This is a genomic window from Brassicibacter thermophilus (genome assembly GCF_055378355.1).
On sequence record NZ_AP042446.1, the window covers coordinates 623,835 to 640,544 of the forward strand.

Annotated in this window: 16 protein-coding genes and 1 other annotated feature; of the genes, 10 read left to right on the top strand and 6 right to left on the bottom strand. The window is 29.5% G+C overall.

The annotated features are described in order from the left end of the window. Window positions 1-86: 86 nt before the first annotated feature. Together radA and disA are read left to right on the top strand one after the other, a co-directional pair. Entirely contained in the window at window positions 87-1,451 is a 1,365-nt protein-coding gene (gene radA / locus ACZ41D_RS02915) for a DNA repair protein RadA (protein ID WP_464152417.1), read from the top strand. Between the two features lie 6 nt (window positions 1,452-1,457). Continuing rightward, complete coding sequence (gene disA, locus ACZ41D_RS02920; RefSeq protein WP_464152418.1) at window positions 1,458-2,537, top strand: DNA integrity scanning diadenylate cyclase DisA; 1,080 nt, start codon at window positions 1,458-1,460, stop codon at window positions 2,535-2,537. Between the two features lie 54 nt (window positions 2,538-2,591). On the opposite strand, the gene ACZ41D_RS02925 is transcribed toward disA, so the two are convergent. Further along, window positions 2,592-2,987, bottom strand: a complete 396-nt coding sequence (locus ACZ41D_RS02925) for a DUF1573 domain-containing protein (protein WP_464152419.1) — start codon at window positions 2,985-2,987, stop codon at window positions 2,592-2,594. A gap of 293 nt (window positions 2,988-3,280) precedes the next feature. Between ACZ41D_RS02925 and ACZ41D_RS02930 the strand changes: the two genes are divergently transcribed. The 6 genes from ACZ41D_RS02930 (at window position 3,281) to ACZ41D_RS02955 (ending at window position 8,371) form a co-directional block, all read left to right on the top strand. Further along, on the top strand, window positions 3,281-3,757 hold the full coding sequence (locus tag ACZ41D_RS02930; RefSeq protein WP_464152420.1) for a CarD family transcriptional regulator: 477 nt from the start codon (window positions 3,281-3,283) through the stop codon (window positions 3,755-3,757). Between the two features lie 197 nt (window positions 3,758-3,954). Then, window positions 3,955-5,055: a PIN/TRAM domain-containing protein gene (locus tag ACZ41D_RS02935; protein ID WP_464152421.1), complete on the top strand. Its 1,101-nt coding sequence runs from the start codon at window positions 3,955-3,957 to the stop codon at window positions 5,053-5,055. 219 nt (window positions 5,056-5,274) lie between these two features. After that, window positions 5,275-5,988 carry a 2-C-methyl-D-erythritol 4-phosphate cytidylyltransferase gene (gene ispD, locus ACZ41D_RS02940; protein ID WP_464152422.1) on the top strand — a complete coding sequence of 238 codons (714 nt, stop codon included), beginning with the start codon at window positions 5,275-5,277 and terminating at the stop codon, window positions 5,986-5,988. Continuing rightward, window positions 5,985-6,461 (top strand): 2-C-methyl-D-erythritol 2,4-cyclodiphosphate synthase, encoded by a 477-nt coding sequence (gene ispF, locus ACZ41D_RS02945; RefSeq protein WP_464152423.1) that lies wholly within the window; start codon window positions 5,985-5,987, stop codon window positions 6,459-6,461. Before ispD ends, ispF begins: the two co-directional genes overlap by 4 nt. 13 nt (window positions 6,462-6,474) lie before the next feature. Further along, complete coding sequence (locus ACZ41D_RS02950) at window positions 6,475-7,206, top strand: ABC transporter ATP-binding protein (protein WP_464152424.1); 732 nt, start codon at window positions 6,475-6,477, stop codon at window positions 7,204-7,206. Continuing rightward, window positions 7,196-8,371, top strand: a complete 1,176-nt coding sequence (locus tag ACZ41D_RS02955; protein ID WP_464152425.1) for an ABC transporter permease — start codon at window positions 7,196-7,198, stop codon at window positions 8,369-8,371. Before ACZ41D_RS02950 ends, ACZ41D_RS02955 begins: the two co-directional genes overlap by 11 nt. A gap of 39 nt (window positions 8,372-8,410) precedes the next feature. Here the strand turns inward: ACZ41D_RS02955 and ACZ41D_RS02960 are convergent, their stop codons facing one another. The 4 genes from ACZ41D_RS02960 to ACZ41D_RS02975 all read right to left on the bottom strand — a co-directional run bounded on the left by ACZ41D_RS02960 (window position 8,411) and on the right by ACZ41D_RS02975 (window position 11,066). Further along, window positions 8,411-9,238 (bottom strand): toast rack family protein, encoded by an 828-nt coding sequence (locus ACZ41D_RS02960; protein ID WP_464152426.1) that lies wholly within the window; start codon window positions 9,236-9,238, stop codon window positions 8,411-8,413. A gap of 260 nt (window positions 9,239-9,498) precedes the next feature. Further along, window positions 9,499-9,999: a hypothetical protein gene (locus tag ACZ41D_RS02965; protein WP_464152427.1), complete on the bottom strand. Its 501-nt coding sequence runs from the start codon at window positions 9,997-9,999 to the stop codon at window positions 9,499-9,501. Next, window positions 9,999-10,694 (bottom strand): ABC transporter ATP-binding protein, encoded by a 696-nt coding sequence (locus tag ACZ41D_RS02970; protein WP_464152428.1) that lies wholly within the window; start codon window positions 10,692-10,694, stop codon window positions 9,999-10,001. The genes ACZ41D_RS02965 and ACZ41D_RS02970 overlap by 1 nt, the downstream gene beginning before the upstream one ends. Next, a complete protein-coding gene (locus tag ACZ41D_RS02975) occupies window positions 10,695-11,066 on the bottom strand; it encodes a GntR family transcriptional regulator (RefSeq protein ID WP_464152429.1) in 372 nt (123 codons plus the stop codon). A 296-nt stretch (window positions 11,067-11,362) separates the two neighbouring features. Further along, window positions 11,363-11,563, top strand: a binding site (T-box leader). 48 nt (window positions 11,564-11,611) lie between these two features. Between ACZ41D_RS02975 and ACZ41D_RS02980 the strand changes: the two genes are divergently transcribed. After that, on the top strand, window positions 11,612-13,336 hold the full coding sequence (locus ACZ41D_RS02980) for a proline--tRNA ligase (RefSeq protein WP_464152431.1): 1,725 nt from the start codon (window positions 11,612-11,614) through the stop codon (window positions 13,334-13,336). 398 nt (window positions 13,337-13,734) lie between these two features. On the opposite strand, the gene ACZ41D_RS02985 is transcribed toward ACZ41D_RS02980, so the two are convergent. Further along, window positions 13,735-14,766: an IS6 family transposase gene (locus ACZ41D_RS02985; protein WP_464151820.1), complete on the bottom strand. Its 1,032-nt coding sequence runs from the start codon at window positions 14,764-14,766 to the stop codon at window positions 13,735-13,737. A 121-nt stretch (window positions 14,767-14,887) separates the two neighbouring features. Here ACZ41D_RS02985 and ACZ41D_RS02990 point away from each other — a divergent pair, with 121 nt between their 5' ends. Beyond that, window positions 14,888-16,480, top strand: a complete 1,593-nt coding sequence (locus ACZ41D_RS02990; protein WP_464152432.1) for a methyl-accepting chemotaxis protein — start codon at window positions 14,888-14,890, stop codon at window positions 16,478-16,480. Window positions 16,481-16,710 lie beyond the last annotated feature (230 nt).

Genomic DNA, 16,710 nt, shown 5'->3' on the forward strand with positions numbered 1-16,710 from the left:
TAGTATTTCATACAAGGATTTTGTTATGCGTATATTGAATATTTAATACTATATGAGGATATTGTATAGATCAGAGGAGGATTAAAATGGGTAAAATCAAGACAAAATTTGTTTGCCAAGAGTGTGGATATGAAACTCCTAAATGGATGGGAAAATGTCCATCTTGTAATAAGTGGAATACTTTTGTTGAAGAAACATATCATAAAAATAGTAAGCTTGACAGATTTGAAGGACATTCGTCAGGGAAAATTGAAAAATTAATTGATATAAAGGTAGAAGATGAAGAGAGAACTACAACTGGAATAAAAGAACTTGACAGAGTTCTAGGTGGAGGTTTAGTAAAGGGGTCTTTAATATTAGTAGGAGGAGACCCTGGAATAGGAAAATCTACCCTTTTGATACAGGTTGCTAATAACTTAGCTCATAATAATATTAACGTATTGTATGTATCTGGAGAGGAATCGCCTAAGCAAATAAAAATGAGATCTGATAGATTGAATATAAAGTCTAATAATCTTTACATATTATCTGAGACAAACATGGATATAATAAGAAATGCAGTAGAAAAATTGGATCCAGATGTATTAATAGTAGACTCAATTCAAACTATATATACCCCTAATATAACATCAGCTCCAGGTAGTGTAAGCCAAGTTAGGGAAGTTACAGGTATATTGATGAAACTTGCTAAAATAAATGGGATAGCAACATTTATTGTAGGCCATGTTACTAAGGAAGGAGCTATAGCAGGTCCAAGGGTTTTAGAGCATATGGTAGATACTGTACTATATTTTGAAGGTGAAAGGCATCTAATATATAGGATTTTAAGAGCAGTTAAAAATAGGTTTGGTTCTACAAATGAAATAGGAATATTTGAAATGAGGGAAGAAGGGTTAGTTGAGATAAAAAACCCTTCAGAAATGTTATTGTCTGGAAGACCGTTAAATGCTTCGGGAACTATTGTTGTTCCAAGTATGGAAGGTACCCGTTCTATGCTTATAGAGATTCAATCTTTGGTAAGTTATACTGCTTTTGGAATGCCTAGAAGAGTAGCTACAGGTATAGATTATAATAGAGTTATACTTATGATTGCAGTTTTAGAGAAAAAAGTAGGACTTCAAATGCAAAACTATGATGCTTATGTTAATGTAATAGGAGGAATTCAGATAAGAGAGCCTGCTATTGATTTGGGAATAATATGTTCACTTGCTTCTAGTTTTAGAGATATACAAATAGATTCTGATATTGTAGTAATTGGAGAAGTTGGTTTAACTGGAGAAGTGAGAGCTGTTAATAATATTGATAAGAGAATACTAGAAGCAGATAAGCTTGGATTTAAAAGAATAGTTATTCCCAAGTCTAATCTTAGGGATCTAAAATTAAACACTACAATAGATATCGTTGGGGTTTCAAGTGTTGCTGATGCATTGGATATAGTTCTAGGAGGGTAAAGGACTATGGAAGAACAATTACCTATGCAAAAAAATATATATGAGTCCTTAAAAATTGTAGCACCTGGCACTTTTCTAAGAGAAGGATTAGAAAATATAGTAAAGGCAAAAACAGGGGCATTGATAGTAGTAGGAGATACTCAACAGGTTTTAGATATAGTAGATGGAGGATTTTACATAAATAGTGAATTTACACCAGCTCATTTGTATGAATTAGCAAAGATGGATGGAGCAATAATATTAAGCAAGGATTGCAAAAAAATATTATATGCTAATGCTCAGCTAATTCCAGATTCTTCTATAATTTCTAATGAAACTGGGATAAGGCATAGGACAGCGGAAAGAGTTGCAACTCAGACTGGGGAGTTAGTTATTGCAATTTCACAGCGAAGAAGTATTATTACTTTATATAAAGGTACTTGTAAATATATAATAAAAGATTCAAGTAAGATTTTAAATAATGCTAATCAGGCAATACAAACCCTTGAAAAATATAAAGCAGTATTAAAACAAGAGACAGCAAATTTGGGAGCATTGGAATTCGAGGATTTAGTTACTGTATATGATGTAGTGAAGGTGTTGCAGAGAACAGAAATGGTAATGAGGGTATCTTTGGAAATAAAAAAATATATAATCGAATTAGGTAACGAAGGAAGGCTTATAAGTATGCAATTGGAAGAACTAATAGATAATGTTGAAGAAGACGGTATAAATATTATTCGAGATTATTGTACTAAATGCAATGAACATAAATATCTCGATATAAAGAAAGATATTAGTCGATTATCTTCAGAAGAATTGTTAAATTTAACTACTATTGCTAGTTTGTTAGGATATGATGATGATATTAATTCCTTAGATAAAGGAGTACATGCTAAAGGTTATAGGTTTTTAAGTAAAATTCCTCGTTTGCCTTCTAGTGTTATTGAAAATGTAATAAATATGTTTGGTTCATTTCAAGGAATATTGAAAGCTTCTATATCTCAGCTTGATGCAGCAGAAGGCATAGGAGAGATTAGAGCGAAAACTATTAAAGAAAGCTTAAGAAGATTTCAAGAACAATTTTATCTAGATAGGCACATATAATACATCAAAAACCTAACAGCATAGATTTAGCTGTTAGGCAAATTTGAGCTAATATTAATACATACTATAAACACCTAAGGTTTTAATTTCTTTTAATTCTTTATATATGACATCAGAGAGATTAATATCTAAGGTGTTACATAATGCTGCTAAATAAAACATATAATTACCAATTTCTTCTTCGATTTTTTCTTTACATATTTCACAAAGTTTGCCATCAACATGGGTTTTTAAATGGGATTTTAGTTCTTCAAGGGTTTCTTTTTTATACTCTTGCTTACTAGCATTAATTTTTATACAACCACATGATGTGGTAGACTTCACTACAGCTCTATTAATTCTAGCATTTGATTCTTCTAACTTTGAAATTGTGTCTAATATACTTTTGTGCCTTATGAGTACATCGGATACTTTACTTTGAAAATCATCACAAAGTTTATCGCTATCCATTAAATCACCTCAATTATAGTTAATATCTACACTCTAATTATACTGATTGGTACAAGCATTTGTCAATTAAAAGAATTATTAAATTAATATAAATTAAAATTTTTACTAAGAAAAGATAAACGGGTTAACAATTTAATTATCACTCATTGAAAAATTAATTTTGAAATAAAAAAATGTCATTGACAACACTAGAGCTTATGTGGTAAAATAATTTATTTAATTATTTGACAAACTTACATAAATATAGTATACTTAATAATGTAGTCAGGTCTATAGTTGGGAGGTTATGCTTTATGTTTAATATAGGGGATAAAATAGTATATCCTATGCATGGAGCAGGAATTATAGTTGCAATAGAGGAAAAAGAGATATTAGGAGAAAAGCGAAAATACTATGTTATGCAGATGCCTATGGGTGATATGAAAGTTATGGTTCCTATAGACAATGTAGAGCAGATTGGTATCAGAGAGGTTGTAGACAGTAATGAAATAGAGCAGGTACTTGCTGTGTTAAGTGATAATAAAACTAAAATGCCTCAAAATTGGAATAGACGTTATAGAGCCAATATGGATAAAATTAAAAGTGGGGATATTTATGAGATAGCATGTGTTGTTCGTAATCTTATTATAAGGGATAGGGAAAAAGGACTATCCACAGGTGAAAGAAAGATGCTTAACAGTGCGAAACAGATGCTGATAAGTGAGATTGTTTTATCAAAAGGGTTAGGGCAGGCGGAAACAGAGAAATTAATTGAAGAGATTGTGAATTAGCGTCTTTTTAGGCGCTTGTTTTTGTTGCATATTTTGATAAGTGATAGTATAATAATATCTTAATTAGAAAAAAATTTTAACTAAGGTTTTTTACACTATAATAGTTTTATATTATGATTAAATATTGAAAAATGTGGTATCTTAGTTATAGAATGATTATATATTGGAAACAATGATAGTAGGAGGTGATTAAAAATATGGCAAATAAAATTATCAGAGGTTTTATTACTCTTATAGGTATGCTAATAGGTTATGGAGTAGTAACTGCTTTATCGACATTTGGAGTATTAAAGCTTTCTGAAATGGGGATTTATGGCATTTTAATTAACATTTTTATAGTTTTGTTAGGAGGAATTATATTTTTTATTTTAACGCCAAAGTTTGTTAAGTTGGGGAAAAAGATTACTTCTTTTATGGAAGGAGAACTTCAAAATATACCAGCATCAGATATCATTTTAGGTTCAGTTGGATTAATAGTTGGGTTAGTTATTGCATATTTGGTAAGTCAACCATTTTACAGTCTTGATACTCCTTATATAGGAGTTATTGTTTCAATAGTACTTTATTTAATTTTAGGATATCTTGGAGTGAAAATTCCTACTAGAAAAAGAGATGATTTTAGTGTTTTATTAAATGTATTTAAGAAATCGGGAACAAAGGAAAAACCACTTAAAACTGTTTCTAAAGCTACGCCAAAGATCTTAGATACAAGTGTTATCATCGATGGAAGGATTGCAGATATTTGTATGACTGGTTTTATTGAAGGGCCATTGATTATCCCTGAGTTTGTTTTAGAAGAATTACAGCATATAGCTGATTCATCTGATTCATTAAAGAGAAATAGAGGCAGAAGAGGTTTGGACATATTAAATAAAATCCAAAAAGAGTTGGATATAGAAGTGATTATCTATGATAAGGACTTTGATGACGTTGCAGAAGTAGATAGTAAACTTCTTAAGGTTGCTCAACTTTTAAAGGGTAAGGTAGTAACTAATGACTTTAATTTGAATAAAGTTGCTGAATTTCATGGAGTTGATGTTTTAAATATAAATGAGCTTGCTAATGCTGTAAAACCAGTAGTATTGCCTGGAGAAGAAATGGTAGTACAGGTAGTAAAGGACGGTAAAGAATCAGGCCAAGGATTAGCATATCTTGATGATGGTACTATGATAGTTGTTGAAGGTGGGAAGAAACATATAGGCCAAACAATAGGTGTATTAGTTACAAGTGTTCTACAAACTGCAGCAGGAAGAATGATATTTGCTAAACCTAAAACATTAGTTGATAGAGCTGTATAATTTTTATAGTATACTTATAAAGCCTAGCTATTTTAGTTAGGCTTTTTTTATGTAATTTTTTTAAGTGAGAAAATACATAACTATTGTAAGGTTAAAATTTAATAGATTATTTTTTTACGATTTCTTCAAGTAAATAGAATTTGCAGATATTTTCTAATACATTTTTCTTTGCCATTAACAGACATGCTATATGATATAATAATTTAAGAGGTGAAGATAATGGCATATAAAGGAAAATATATTTCTGTTATAATACCTGCAGCGGGAACAGGTAGCAGGATGAATACTAAGATAAATAAACAATTTATTTTGTTAAATGATAAACCTGTTTTAGCTCATACGATAGAAAAGTTTAATAATTGTAAATATGTTGATGAAATAATTTTAGTATTAAAACAAAATGAAATAGATTATTGCAGAAAAGAAATCATTCATAAGTATAAATATAATAAAGTTGTTAAAATTATAACAGGAGGAAAAGAGAGGCAAGATTCTGTATACAATGGTTTATTAGAAGTAAGTAATAATAAAAGCATTGTGTTAATACATGATGGGGCAAGGCCATTTATAACAGAAAATGATATAATTAATTGTATTGAAGGTGTTATTCAATATGGTTGTTGTGTTTTAGGAGTGCCAGTGAAAGACACTATAAAGATTGTAGATGACAAACGTAATGTTGTAGATACTCCTGAAAGAAAAAAATTATGGGCTGTGCAAACACCTCAGTCCTTTTATTATAATACAATATTAGATGCTCATAAAAAGGCGAAGAAAGATAATATAGTAGCCACTGATGATAGTATGCTTGTAGAAAGAATAGGTGAAAAAGTACATATGATTATGGGAAATTATAGAAATATTAAGATAACTACCATAGAAGATTTAAATCTTGCTTTATCATTTTTAAATGATGGGAGAGAGGTACAATGAGGATAGGTATTGGATATGATGTTCATAAATTAATAGAAGGTAGAAAATTGATACTGGGTGGTGTAGAAATAGAATATAAAAGAGGGCTTTTAGGACATTCTGATGCTGATGTTTTAATTCACGCTATTATAGACAGTATATTAGGTGCTATGAGTTTAGGAGACATTGGTAAACATTTTCCAGATACTGATGATAAGTATAAAGGAATATCAAGTATTAAGCTTTTAAAAGAAATAACAGTAATATTAAAAGAAAATAGATACAAGATAAATAATATAGATTCTATAATAGTAGCACAAAAACCAAAACTTTCACCTTATATAGAACAAATGAGGATAAATATTGCTCAGGCTTTAAATATAGCTGTTGAAGATGTAAATGTAAAGGCAACAACTACAGAGGAATTAGGTTTTGAAGGAAGGGAGGAAGGAATATCTGCTCAAGCAGTATGTACTCTTGTAGAAATGAATTGAAGGGGTGAATATATTGATAGAATTAAGAAATTTAACTAAGAAATTTAAAAATGTTGAAGCTGTGAAGAGGATTTCATTTAAAGTAGATAAGGGAATAGTATTTGGTCTTTTAGGCGAAAATGGAGCAGGGAAGACTACTACTCTTAGGATGCTTGCTACAATGTTAGAGCCAACGGAAGGTACTGCTATTATAAATGGTGTGGACCTTGTAAAAAATCCAGCAGGTATAAGGGCTCAAATTGGAATTTTATTTGGAGGAAGTACAGGATTGTATGATAGATTGACAGCTAGAGAGAATATTGAGTATTTTGGACTATTAAATGGTATGGAAAAGAATAAAATAAATGAAAGAATAAATGAATTATCTAAGAGATTGGATATGGATGAATACATAGATAGAAGAGTTGGAAAGTTTTCTAAAGGGATGAAACAAAAAGTGGCTATAGCAAGGAGTATAGTTCATAATCCTGAAGTAATGCTATTTGATGAACCTACTTCTGGGCTAGATGTTACGGCCATAAGAATAGTACATAAGTTTATAAAAGAGTTAAAGGATGAAGGGAAGACAATAATATTCTCCAGTCATTCTATGGAAGAAGTAGAAAAACTATGTGATGAAGTGGGAATTATTCATAAAGGTTCCATAGTTGAAGTGTCTAAGCTTGAAAATTTGAAAGATAAATATTCTGGATTAAGCCTTGAGGATATTTTTGTGAAATTGGTAGGTGATAATAATGGGCTTTAGGTATATGTGGATAGTATTAAAAAAAGAGTTGAAAGATACATTTAGAGATAGAAAAACAATCTTTACTAGTATAATTATACCCATAATAATATTTCCAGTATTAGCTTTTGTAATAGGAATAGGAACATCAGGATTAATGGACGAAGGTAGTAAACCTGTTGATATTTCAGTTATTTATGAAGAAGATAACCAATTAGTGAAGTATCTTAAAAACAATAAAAATGTTAATATTAAAAACATAGGTGATCCTTATGAAGCATTGAATAAGCTTGATGTTAAGGTAATTTTAAAAATAGAAAAAGGATTTGATGAAAATATTGAAAAAGGTGAAATGGGGAAAATAGAGCTTATATATGATGAATCTAGCCAAAATTCAAGTATAGCCTTTTCACGACTACGAAGTATCATAAAAGATTATTCACAAGAAATAGCTTATACAAGGTTAAAACAGAAAGGAATAGACCCTGATATTTTGACTCCTATAGAAATAAAAGAAAATTCTATTGCAAAAGAAGATGGAACAAGCATGGCTATATTTGCTATGTTACTTCCCTTTATGCTTACAATATGGTCTGCTGTTGGAGGCATACCTGCAGCTACTGATTTAGGTGCTGGTGAAAAGGAAAGGCAGACACTTGAACCTCTTCTTACTACTAAAGCTAGTAGGCTATCCATACTTGTAGGAAAATATTTTACTGTGGTAATAGCTGGAATTATGGGAACTTTAGCAGCACTTATAGGGGTTTTAATTGCTTCAAAAATTAATCCATATTTCATGGGAGCAGGAGTAATGTTGCCGGTATCATCTATTATAGTAATAGCATTATTCTGCTTAGGGCTTGCATTAGTATTTGCTGGATTAGAACTAGTCGTAAGCTTTTATGCAAGAAACTTTAAAGAAGCTCAAACTTATCTCAGCCCTTTAACAATTGTGTTAATGATTCCAGCATATTTAACTATGTTTCTTGACGGAAGAGCTATACCAGAAAAATATTTCCACATACCTGTAATTAATACTATAGCTATAATAAAAGAAGCAATTGTACCCATAATAAACTTTAAACATATCGTTATAGTGGTTTTATGGAGTATAATATACGTAGGATTATCAATTTTTATAACTATTAAGATGTTTAACAAAGAATCTGTTATATTTAGGGCATAAATAAACCTCTGGTTTTCAAGCCAGAGGTTTTATCTTTATTTACAATCCATTGATATTGAAGCTTGAAATATTTCCTTCTATCTCTATATTTATCTTATATTTTGCGTCATTGTAATTATTGCTAATATATACATTTTTTTGAGGATTTGAGTAATCAAAGTCATTAATATTTAGGCTAGATAGATTTTTATCCAGTTCAACTTTAAATCCTACATCTTCAGGCAATATTATAGTTGAACTAGAAGCATTACTTTCTATTTTTATCGAAACATCTTTGTGAATGTTCTCGTCAAATTTAAGCTCTAAGCTTCCAGCATTTATTTCTGCATCAATATCGCTTACTCCTGCATAACCCAAGCCATTTGCCTGCAATGAGGCTGCATTTAGATCTATATCAAATTCTTTAAGATTACCTTTGTTTATACTATTAAAAGTTACTTCATTATCTACAGCATTTAATTCTAAAGAAATTCTATCTATAATCATATCTGTAAAGTCAAAATTGTTTTTACCTGCATTAATTTTAATGTCTAAATTTAATGGAATTTTATCTGTAAGCTTTAAATCCCACGTATTTTTTGCATTATTTAAGCTTTTTGGTTTAAATTTTTCGTATTTGTCACCTATATATAAATTATTGCCATTAAGTTTAATATCAGGAGTCATTTTATTTATATTGGTTTCTATGTTTGATTCAAATAATTTATTTTCAGCTTTTTCTAGATTTACTCTCACTGCATTTAGGTCAATATCTACATCTAAGCTTTTTTGCCCTTCCAAATCGTAAGATTCATTGTATGTTCTTAATTCTCCGATTTCTACAGATTGATTGTCATCTATAAAGTTACCGTTAATTTTATAAATCAATTTTTTTGTCTAATAGATAACTAGTCAGAATAAATAAGCCAATAAATGCTAAAACATAAATTATAGCGGAAGTAGCATTTATCTTATACACAAGGCTTGGGGAAACATTAAAACTGACCATTTCGTTAAATCTCATATGGTTTATTTTATCGCTAATCTTAACATATAATGGATAAGCTTTGGAAAGTTTATAACTTGTCATAAAAGTAAAGATATTAATTATAATAAAGAATATAAATCCTGCAAAACCACCAACCTTTTTATTTTTTAAAAGTTACTTTGCTTATAGTTATAGCAGAATATATGGTAATCATTAAAAAAATCATATTAAATAATGCATAAATAATTGAAATAATCACTGATTTTGTACTAATACTTTGAAATATCATATTTATGAAATTTTTGTTAAATAATAAATTTGCTGCAAAGTATTCTAAAATACCAGTTATTACTGTAGCAATAGCAAACCACAATAAAGTAACAAGTATTTTTGCTATCAATATTTCTTTACCGCTTACTGGCAATGTAAAAGTGAGGTATCCTCTATCTTCGTAAAGTTCGTTTCTGAAAGATCTTACAGAAAAAACTAATACTATTATGAATAATGCAACACTTATTAAGGTTATTAGGGAAAATATGCTAATTTTTTGCCAAGAATCTTGTTTAAGGAATACTCCTAAACTTAAAATGATACTTGATATAAAAACTATGAGGTAAAGCTTATAGCTTCCCTTTATATCATATTTTGCTAGCTTGAACATTATTCAAACACCTCCCTAAATAATTCATCTATTGATTTATTTTTTTCTATTCTGAGTTCTTCGGCATTACCATTAAGTATAATTTCTCCTTCAGATATAAAAGCTACATCATCAAAAATTCGTTCTATGTCTTTTACGAGATGTGTAGTTATGATAACAGAGCTTTTTTCATTAAAGTTTTGAATAATGGCATTAAGGATTTGTTCTCGAGCTACTGGGTCTACACCTGCAATAGGTTCATCAAATACGTATAACTTAGCTTCTCGTGATAATACTAAGGTAAGATTTAGCTTTTCACTCATTCCCTTTGATAGAGATGTTATCTTTGAGTTTTTGTCTAGTTTCATAAATTTTAATAAATCGTAAGCTTTTTCTTCATTAAAGTCTCTGTAAAAATCTTTATAAAAATTGATAGCATCTTTTATTTTCATCCATTTGTATAAGTGATTTCTATCAGGTAGATATGAGATGATCGATTTAGTATATGGCCCTGGAATTTGGCCGTCTATAAGTATACTGCCTGAAGATTGAGTCAATATACCACATATAATCTTTATTAATGTAGTTTTTCCACTGCCATTAGGGCCAAGTTGACCAAGTATTTTACCTTTTTCCAATTTAATATTGACATTTTTTAAAGCTTGTTTAGTGAAATAACTTTTACTCAAGTTATTAGTTTCCAAGATTAAATCCATTTAAAGTCCCTCCTTATTTAGTTCTTTATTTAAAGCGTCTAACATATCATTTTTATTAAATCCTAGTTCTTTCATACCAATGATGAAGTTATTTATTACATTTTTGGCCATATTCATCTTTAATTTTTTTATTGTTTCTTTATTTTCTACTACAAAACTACCCATTCCTCTTTGAGTATAAGTTAAACCTTCTCTTTCCAATTCTCTATATGCTCTTTGAATAGTATTTGGATTGACTTTTAGTTTTGATGATAATTCGCGTACAGAAAGCAACTTATCACCTCCTTTTAAATTTTCAGTAGCTATTTCTTTTTTTATTAAATCCATTATTTGAATGTAAATTGGGATCTTATCGTCAAAATTTATATTCAATGAAACACCTCCCAACCATAAAGGGCAATAAAGAATTAGTGTACTAATAATATAGTACACTAATATTCTAAAAGAGTCAACAAAAATATTACAAAACATTTGACAAAGGTTTAATTTTCTAGTAATATATAAAATAATATTAATGATATAGAAAATTTCATGGTAGAATGTTTTCTAAACTTTGTAAGTTTATAAGCTTAAAATCAATTAAAAATCCAACAAATAGGACTTAAAAATTTATATTTTGTAAAATTTTGACTTTGAATAATTATTTAATCTTTTCAATAATATAAATATCAATGGCAGTGAGAGGAAATAGTAGTTATCAATGATTTTCAGAGATGAAATCCTTGGCTGAAAGATTTCAAATCCTCTTGATAATGAACCCGTCCTTGAGCTTTTAGGGAGCTAAAACCCTAAACGATTGCTACGTTATAGCATAAGAGTGGACTTTTAAGTCTACTAGAGTGGTACCGCGGATGACCTTCGTCTCTAGAATGAGATGAAGGTTTTTATTTTTAATATAAATGAAGGGAGAAATGAATATGAAAATGAATAAAATGTATATGCCTACGTTGAGAGAAATACCATCTGAAGCTGAGATATCAAGTCATCAATTATTATTGAGAGCAGGTATGATTAGAAAACTAGTTTCAGGAGTATATTCTTATTTGCCTTTGGGATATAGGGTGATAAGAAAGATAGAAAATATAGTAAGGGAAGAAATGGATAGGTCTGGTTCACAGGAATTACTTATGTCAGCTATACAGCCTGCAGAGATATGGAAGCAGACTGGAAGATGGGATAATTTTGGCCCTGAAATGTTTAAGTTAAAGGATAGAAACGAAAGAGAGTTTTGTTTAGGACCTACCCATGAAGAATATTTTACAAGTTTGATTAAAGATGAGATAAAATCATATAAGCAGTTACCTTTAAATCTTTATCAAATACAGACAAAATACAGAGATGAAAAAAGGCCTAGGTTTGGACTTATAAGATGTAGAGAATTTATCATGAAAGATGCATATAGTTTTGATAAAGATGAAGAGGGCATGAAAAAGTCTTATATGGAAATGTGGAGAGCATATGATAGAATTTTTACTAGGTGTAAGTTAAATTATAAAGTAGTAGAAGGCGATTCAGGAGCAATGGGTGGAAGCGATTCACATGAATTTATTGCTATGTCGGAGGTTGGAGAAGCCGAAATAGCCTATTGCGAAAAATGCGATTATGCGGCTACAAATGAAAAAGCAGCAGCTTGTTATATAATTGAAGAAGATAATTTAGAAGAACTTCAATTTGAGAAAATTTATACTCCAGATATAAAAACTATAGAGGAATTGACAAATTTTTTGGGAGTATCAAAAGATAAATTTGTTAAAACCTTAATATATAAAGCTAAAGATCAAGTTGTAGCTGTACTAATACCAGGTAATAGAGAGTTAAACGAAGTTAAATTATGTAAAGTATTAGGGATACCTGAACATCAACTTGAGATGGCAGATGAAGAGACTGTTAAAGAAGTTACTGGAGCAAAAGTTGGATTTGCAGGACCTATAGGATTAAAAAGTGATGTTAAAGTATTAATTGATTCAAGAGTAACTAAGATGAAAAATTGTATTGTTGGAGCTAATGAAAGTGACTACCACTTTAAAAATGTGAACTATGGAAGAGATTTCACAGGTGAAGTTGTAGAAGACTTATTGCTTGTACGTGCAGGAGATATTTGTCCTAAATGTGGTGAAAAGTTAAAAATTGCTAGAGGAACAGAAGTGGGAAATATATTTCAATTAGGTACTAAATATAGTGATGGATTAAATGCGACATTTTTAGACGAAGATGGTAAAGAAAGAAAATTTGTAATGGGGTCTTATGGCGTTGGCATATCTAGAACTATGGCAGCTATTATAGAACAGTACCATGATGATAAAGGAATCATCTGGCCTTTAGTTGTTGCTCCATATCATGTGATAATTACTGTAGTTAATGTAAAAGATGAAAAACAAATGAAACTCGGTGAGAAACTTCATGATGAATTGACTAAAAAGGGAATTGAGGTATTGCTTGATGACAGAAAAGAAAGACCAGGAGTTAAGTTTAAGGACGCTGATCTTATAGGGATACCTATAAGAATTACAGTAGGAAGAAAAGCAGGCGAAAACATAGTAGAGTATTCATTGAGAAAAGAAGATAATAAGATTGAAATAAGTACAGACGAAATATTTGATAAAATTAAAGAAGCTTTTGAGGAAGAAGGCTTAGAAATATAAAACTTAGATTAAAGTTATTAAAAAACAGATAAAGTTCTTTTGTTTTAAAACAAAAGAACTTTATCTGTTTTTACAGAAAATTAAAGAAAAAGGAGGAAATACATAATCTAATATAGAATGATATTTATATAAATGATAAACTAAGGAACTGTTAACTTAAAATGAAAAAATAGCATGATTTTATAGAAAAATTCTTAATGGATCTTGACCTTACAGCCCTATATGAATTTTAGCTATTACAATAAAGCTGTCAAGGGTCAAGATAAACGAGCAAAGCTCGCCCTTGACAGCTTTATTTTAAATAGCTATGGAATGGTTAAGGGCTGTAAAAATAAAAATTGCATAGCAAATAAACCAAGAAATAAGGCAAAGCAGAGAGAACCCTTAACAAGTAAATATTATGCAGATAATAACCAATTACTGCGATCTCTATCGCTATATTTGGCACCTGCTACCTGGGCAGGAGTAAGGTTACTCAAAGAAGAATGAGGCCGTATATAATTAAAGAAGAATACAAAGTTTGCAATTAAGTTATTAGCGCTTTCGAAACAGTTAAAACCTCGCTTTGGTTTATACCAGGCTTTAAATTCCTTATTAAAAGATTCAATTATATTGTTTGATATATCATCATCAAAAGATTCAACTCTTATATGGTTGGCACCGGCAAAGATAGATTTAGCAGGCACCTTATAAGCACTATATCTATCAGTAACGATAGTATTAGGAATGCCAAATTTCTTTGCTTTTTTAAAAAGGCTGAAGGCCTGGTTAGAATTTCTGTAAGGAGATAGATGAAAATTTATAATAAAGCGAGTTTCAGAATCAATGATAAACCAGAGATAATGTTTTTTACCATTAATTTTAACAACAGTTTCATCAGCATGCCACTCATCAGAAGAAGATAAGTCAATGTGTGAAGAAAACTTATTAGCCATACTGTCAAACAAAGGTGCAAACTTTTTAACCCAGGATGCAATTGATACATGGGAAACCTTAATATTATATGTAATATAAAGAAACTGTGATATTTTTCTTGTTGAAGAGTTATTTAAAAAATAAAGGTTAAGGGCAGTAATAATAACAAACATAGGAAATCTCATTCTTTTAAAATTAGTTTTACCAGAAAGATTAGACGATGAGGGATTATGGATAGTAGTTGGTTTTGCGATAAAGAAAGAATGATAACATTTTTTATCTGAGCATCTGTAGTTTGTATAGTGCTTATAATCATGATGAATAAAAGATGCTTTGCCACATTTGGGGCATCTTGGATATTTGCTATTACGTGAAGTATTAGATTTAGGCTTTGTAGAGAATTGACGTTTACAATCACGGCATTGATACTTTTGATAACCGTAAGGATCTTTGCCAAATTTATAAAGTTTTGAAGAATTACATCTAGGACACTTAATTTTTGGTATAATAGTCATAGGCCTCGACCTCCTTTGGAGTAATGTTTGGTTGACAATTACTATTATACCTAAAGGAGTTCGAGGCTTTCAATTTTCATTTAAGTTAACAGAACGTAAACTAAAACTAGGAGGAAGAAATATGAGTATTATCATAAAAGCACTATTAATAGCAATTCTTTATTTTTTTAAAGATAATACTATTTTATTTTTAACTATTTCAGCTGTATTTATTATATTTGAGCTTATTAATCAGGAAGTAAGATCAAAAATATTTAAAAAGTTAGCACAAGAGAGTGAAAGATTTATTAAAGGAAAAAGCATTAATTTTGATAAACATACAAATAAAATGCTATTATTTTTTGATAATAGTGTATCAAATATAGTTGCTGCATTAAAAAAAGTTACAAATCATTTTAAAGAATTAGTGAGTAAACTTCAGATAACATCTGACATAATAAGTTCAGGTTCTAAACAAATTGATTATAATGTTAATATTGCAAAAGAAACATCTGAAGAGATATTAATATCTATTCGACAAATTTCTGCAGGAGCGGAAGATGGTGCTGATTCCGCTCAAAAAATTGTATCTAATACTAAGGACATAGTAAATAAAGCTAGTGAAGTAAAAGAAAAATCAAGGTTAACATTAAAAAGAACAGTAGATTTTAAAGATTATGTAAATAAGGTAGTAAATGCTTTCGACAAATTTAATTACAGTATGATGCAAACCTATGATCAAAGTGAAGAATCAGTAAAAGTAATTAGCGAGCTCGAAAAAAATATAGCTAAAATACAGGATTTTGTTCAGATAGTAGGAGATATTGCTGAACAGATTAATCTATTGTCATTAAATGCTGCTATCGAAGCAGCTAGAGCAGGAGAACATGGAAAAGGATTTGCTGTAGTTGCAGAGGAAATAAGAAAGTTAGCTACTCAATCATCTAATGCTGTTGAAGGAATAAGCGATATGGCGAAAGAAATAAATGCTAAAACTACAAAAACTATATTGGGAATAGAAGATGCTTTTGAGAAAATAAAGTTAAACATTGAGCAACTCAAAGAAGTATCAGAAATGTTTGAACAGACAAAAAATGCTATAGACGAAATTAATCAAGATGCTAATAGTATAACTGTTTTAAGTGATGAGCAATCAAGTGGCGTACTTAATATACAAGAGGAGATGGAAACTTTATCTGCAGCAATTGAGGAAATTTCAGCAGCAACACAACAGATAACAGCATCTATTCAGCAACATGATTTATCATTAGTAGAGTTATTAAATGAAGTAAAAAATCTTAAAAATAATTCTAATGAATTAAATGATTTTTTGAAGAAATTTGTATCTTTAGATATTGATAAAGGAGAGTTAGACAAGAGAATTAAAAAAGGAAAGGAAATAATTAAAAGCATAGCGACATTAAGTGAAATAGTGTCTATGGATAAGGATAAGCATAAAATTAAAATTTCGGAAATAATGTCAAAACAAGAGTTGTTTGGAGATTTTATAACCTTAGATAAAAATGGGAATGTCTTATATACATACCTTGATACAAATATAAAAAGTTTTGCATATAGACCATGGTTTAGAGAGTCTATAAAAGGTAAGATATATGAGACTGATGTATTTATATCTGCTATTATTAAAAAACCTATTATGATTATTTCAGCTCCTATTGTTAATGACAAAGGAGATATAGTTGGAGTAATTGCCGGAAATTTGAAATTAGATTAATAGCATGGTATTTTACCATGTTATTTTTTTATGGGAAAAATTTATAATCACTATGGTATTATATGCAAGTATTCAAACTTTAATTTTAAATATCTTTAAGAAAAATAAATTTTATCTACATTATGCAATTTACCTATGTGTATAATATTTTTCAATGTATAGAATAATAAACATATGGTTGTAGAAGAAATTTCATAAAATGATTTATTTAGATTTGCACGATTTTGATT

Coding starts and splice junctions, on each gene's coding strand:
- radA (WP_464152417.1), top strand. CDS start 87: ATGGGTAAAATCAAGACAAAATTTGTTTGCCAAGAGTGTGGATATGAA.
- disA (WP_464152418.1), top strand. CDS start 1,458: ATGGAAGAACAATTACCTATGCAAAAAAATATATATGAGTCCTTAAAA.
- ACZ41D_RS02925 (WP_464152419.1), bottom strand. CDS start 2,987: ATGGATAGCGATAAACTTTGTGATGATTTTCAAAGTAAAGTATCCGAT.
- ACZ41D_RS02930 (WP_464152420.1), top strand. CDS start 3,281: ATGTTTAATATAGGGGATAAAATAGTATATCCTATGCATGGAGCAGGA.
- ACZ41D_RS02935 (WP_464152421.1), top strand. CDS start 3,955: ATGGCAAATAAAATTATCAGAGGTTTTATTACTCTTATAGGTATGCTA.
- ispD (WP_464152422.1), top strand. CDS start 5,275: ATGGCATATAAAGGAAAATATATTTCTGTTATAATACCTGCAGCGGGA.
- ispF (WP_464152423.1), top strand. CDS start 5,985: ATGAGGATAGGTATTGGATATGATGTTCATAAATTAATAGAAGGTAGA.
- ACZ41D_RS02955 (WP_464152425.1), top strand. CDS start 7,196: ATGGGCTTTAGGTATATGTGGATAGTATTAAAAAAAGAGTTGAAAGAT.
- ACZ41D_RS02965 (WP_464152427.1), bottom strand. CDS start 9,999: ATGTTCAAGCTAGCAAAATATGATATAAAGGGAAGCTATAAGCTTTAC.
- ACZ41D_RS02970 (WP_464152428.1), bottom strand. CDS start 10,694: ATGGATTTAATCTTGGAAACTAATAACTTGAGTAAAAGTTATTTCACT.
- ACZ41D_RS02980 (WP_464152431.1), top strand. CDS start 11,612: ATGAAAATGAATAAAATGTATATGCCTACGTTGAGAGAAATACCATCT.
- ACZ41D_RS02985 (WP_464151820.1), bottom strand. CDS start 14,766: ATGACTATTATACCAAAAATTAAGTGTCCTAGATGTAATTCTTCAAAA.
- ACZ41D_RS02990 (WP_464152432.1), top strand. CDS start 14,888: ATGAGTATTATCATAAAAGCACTATTAATAGCAATTCTTTATTTTTTT.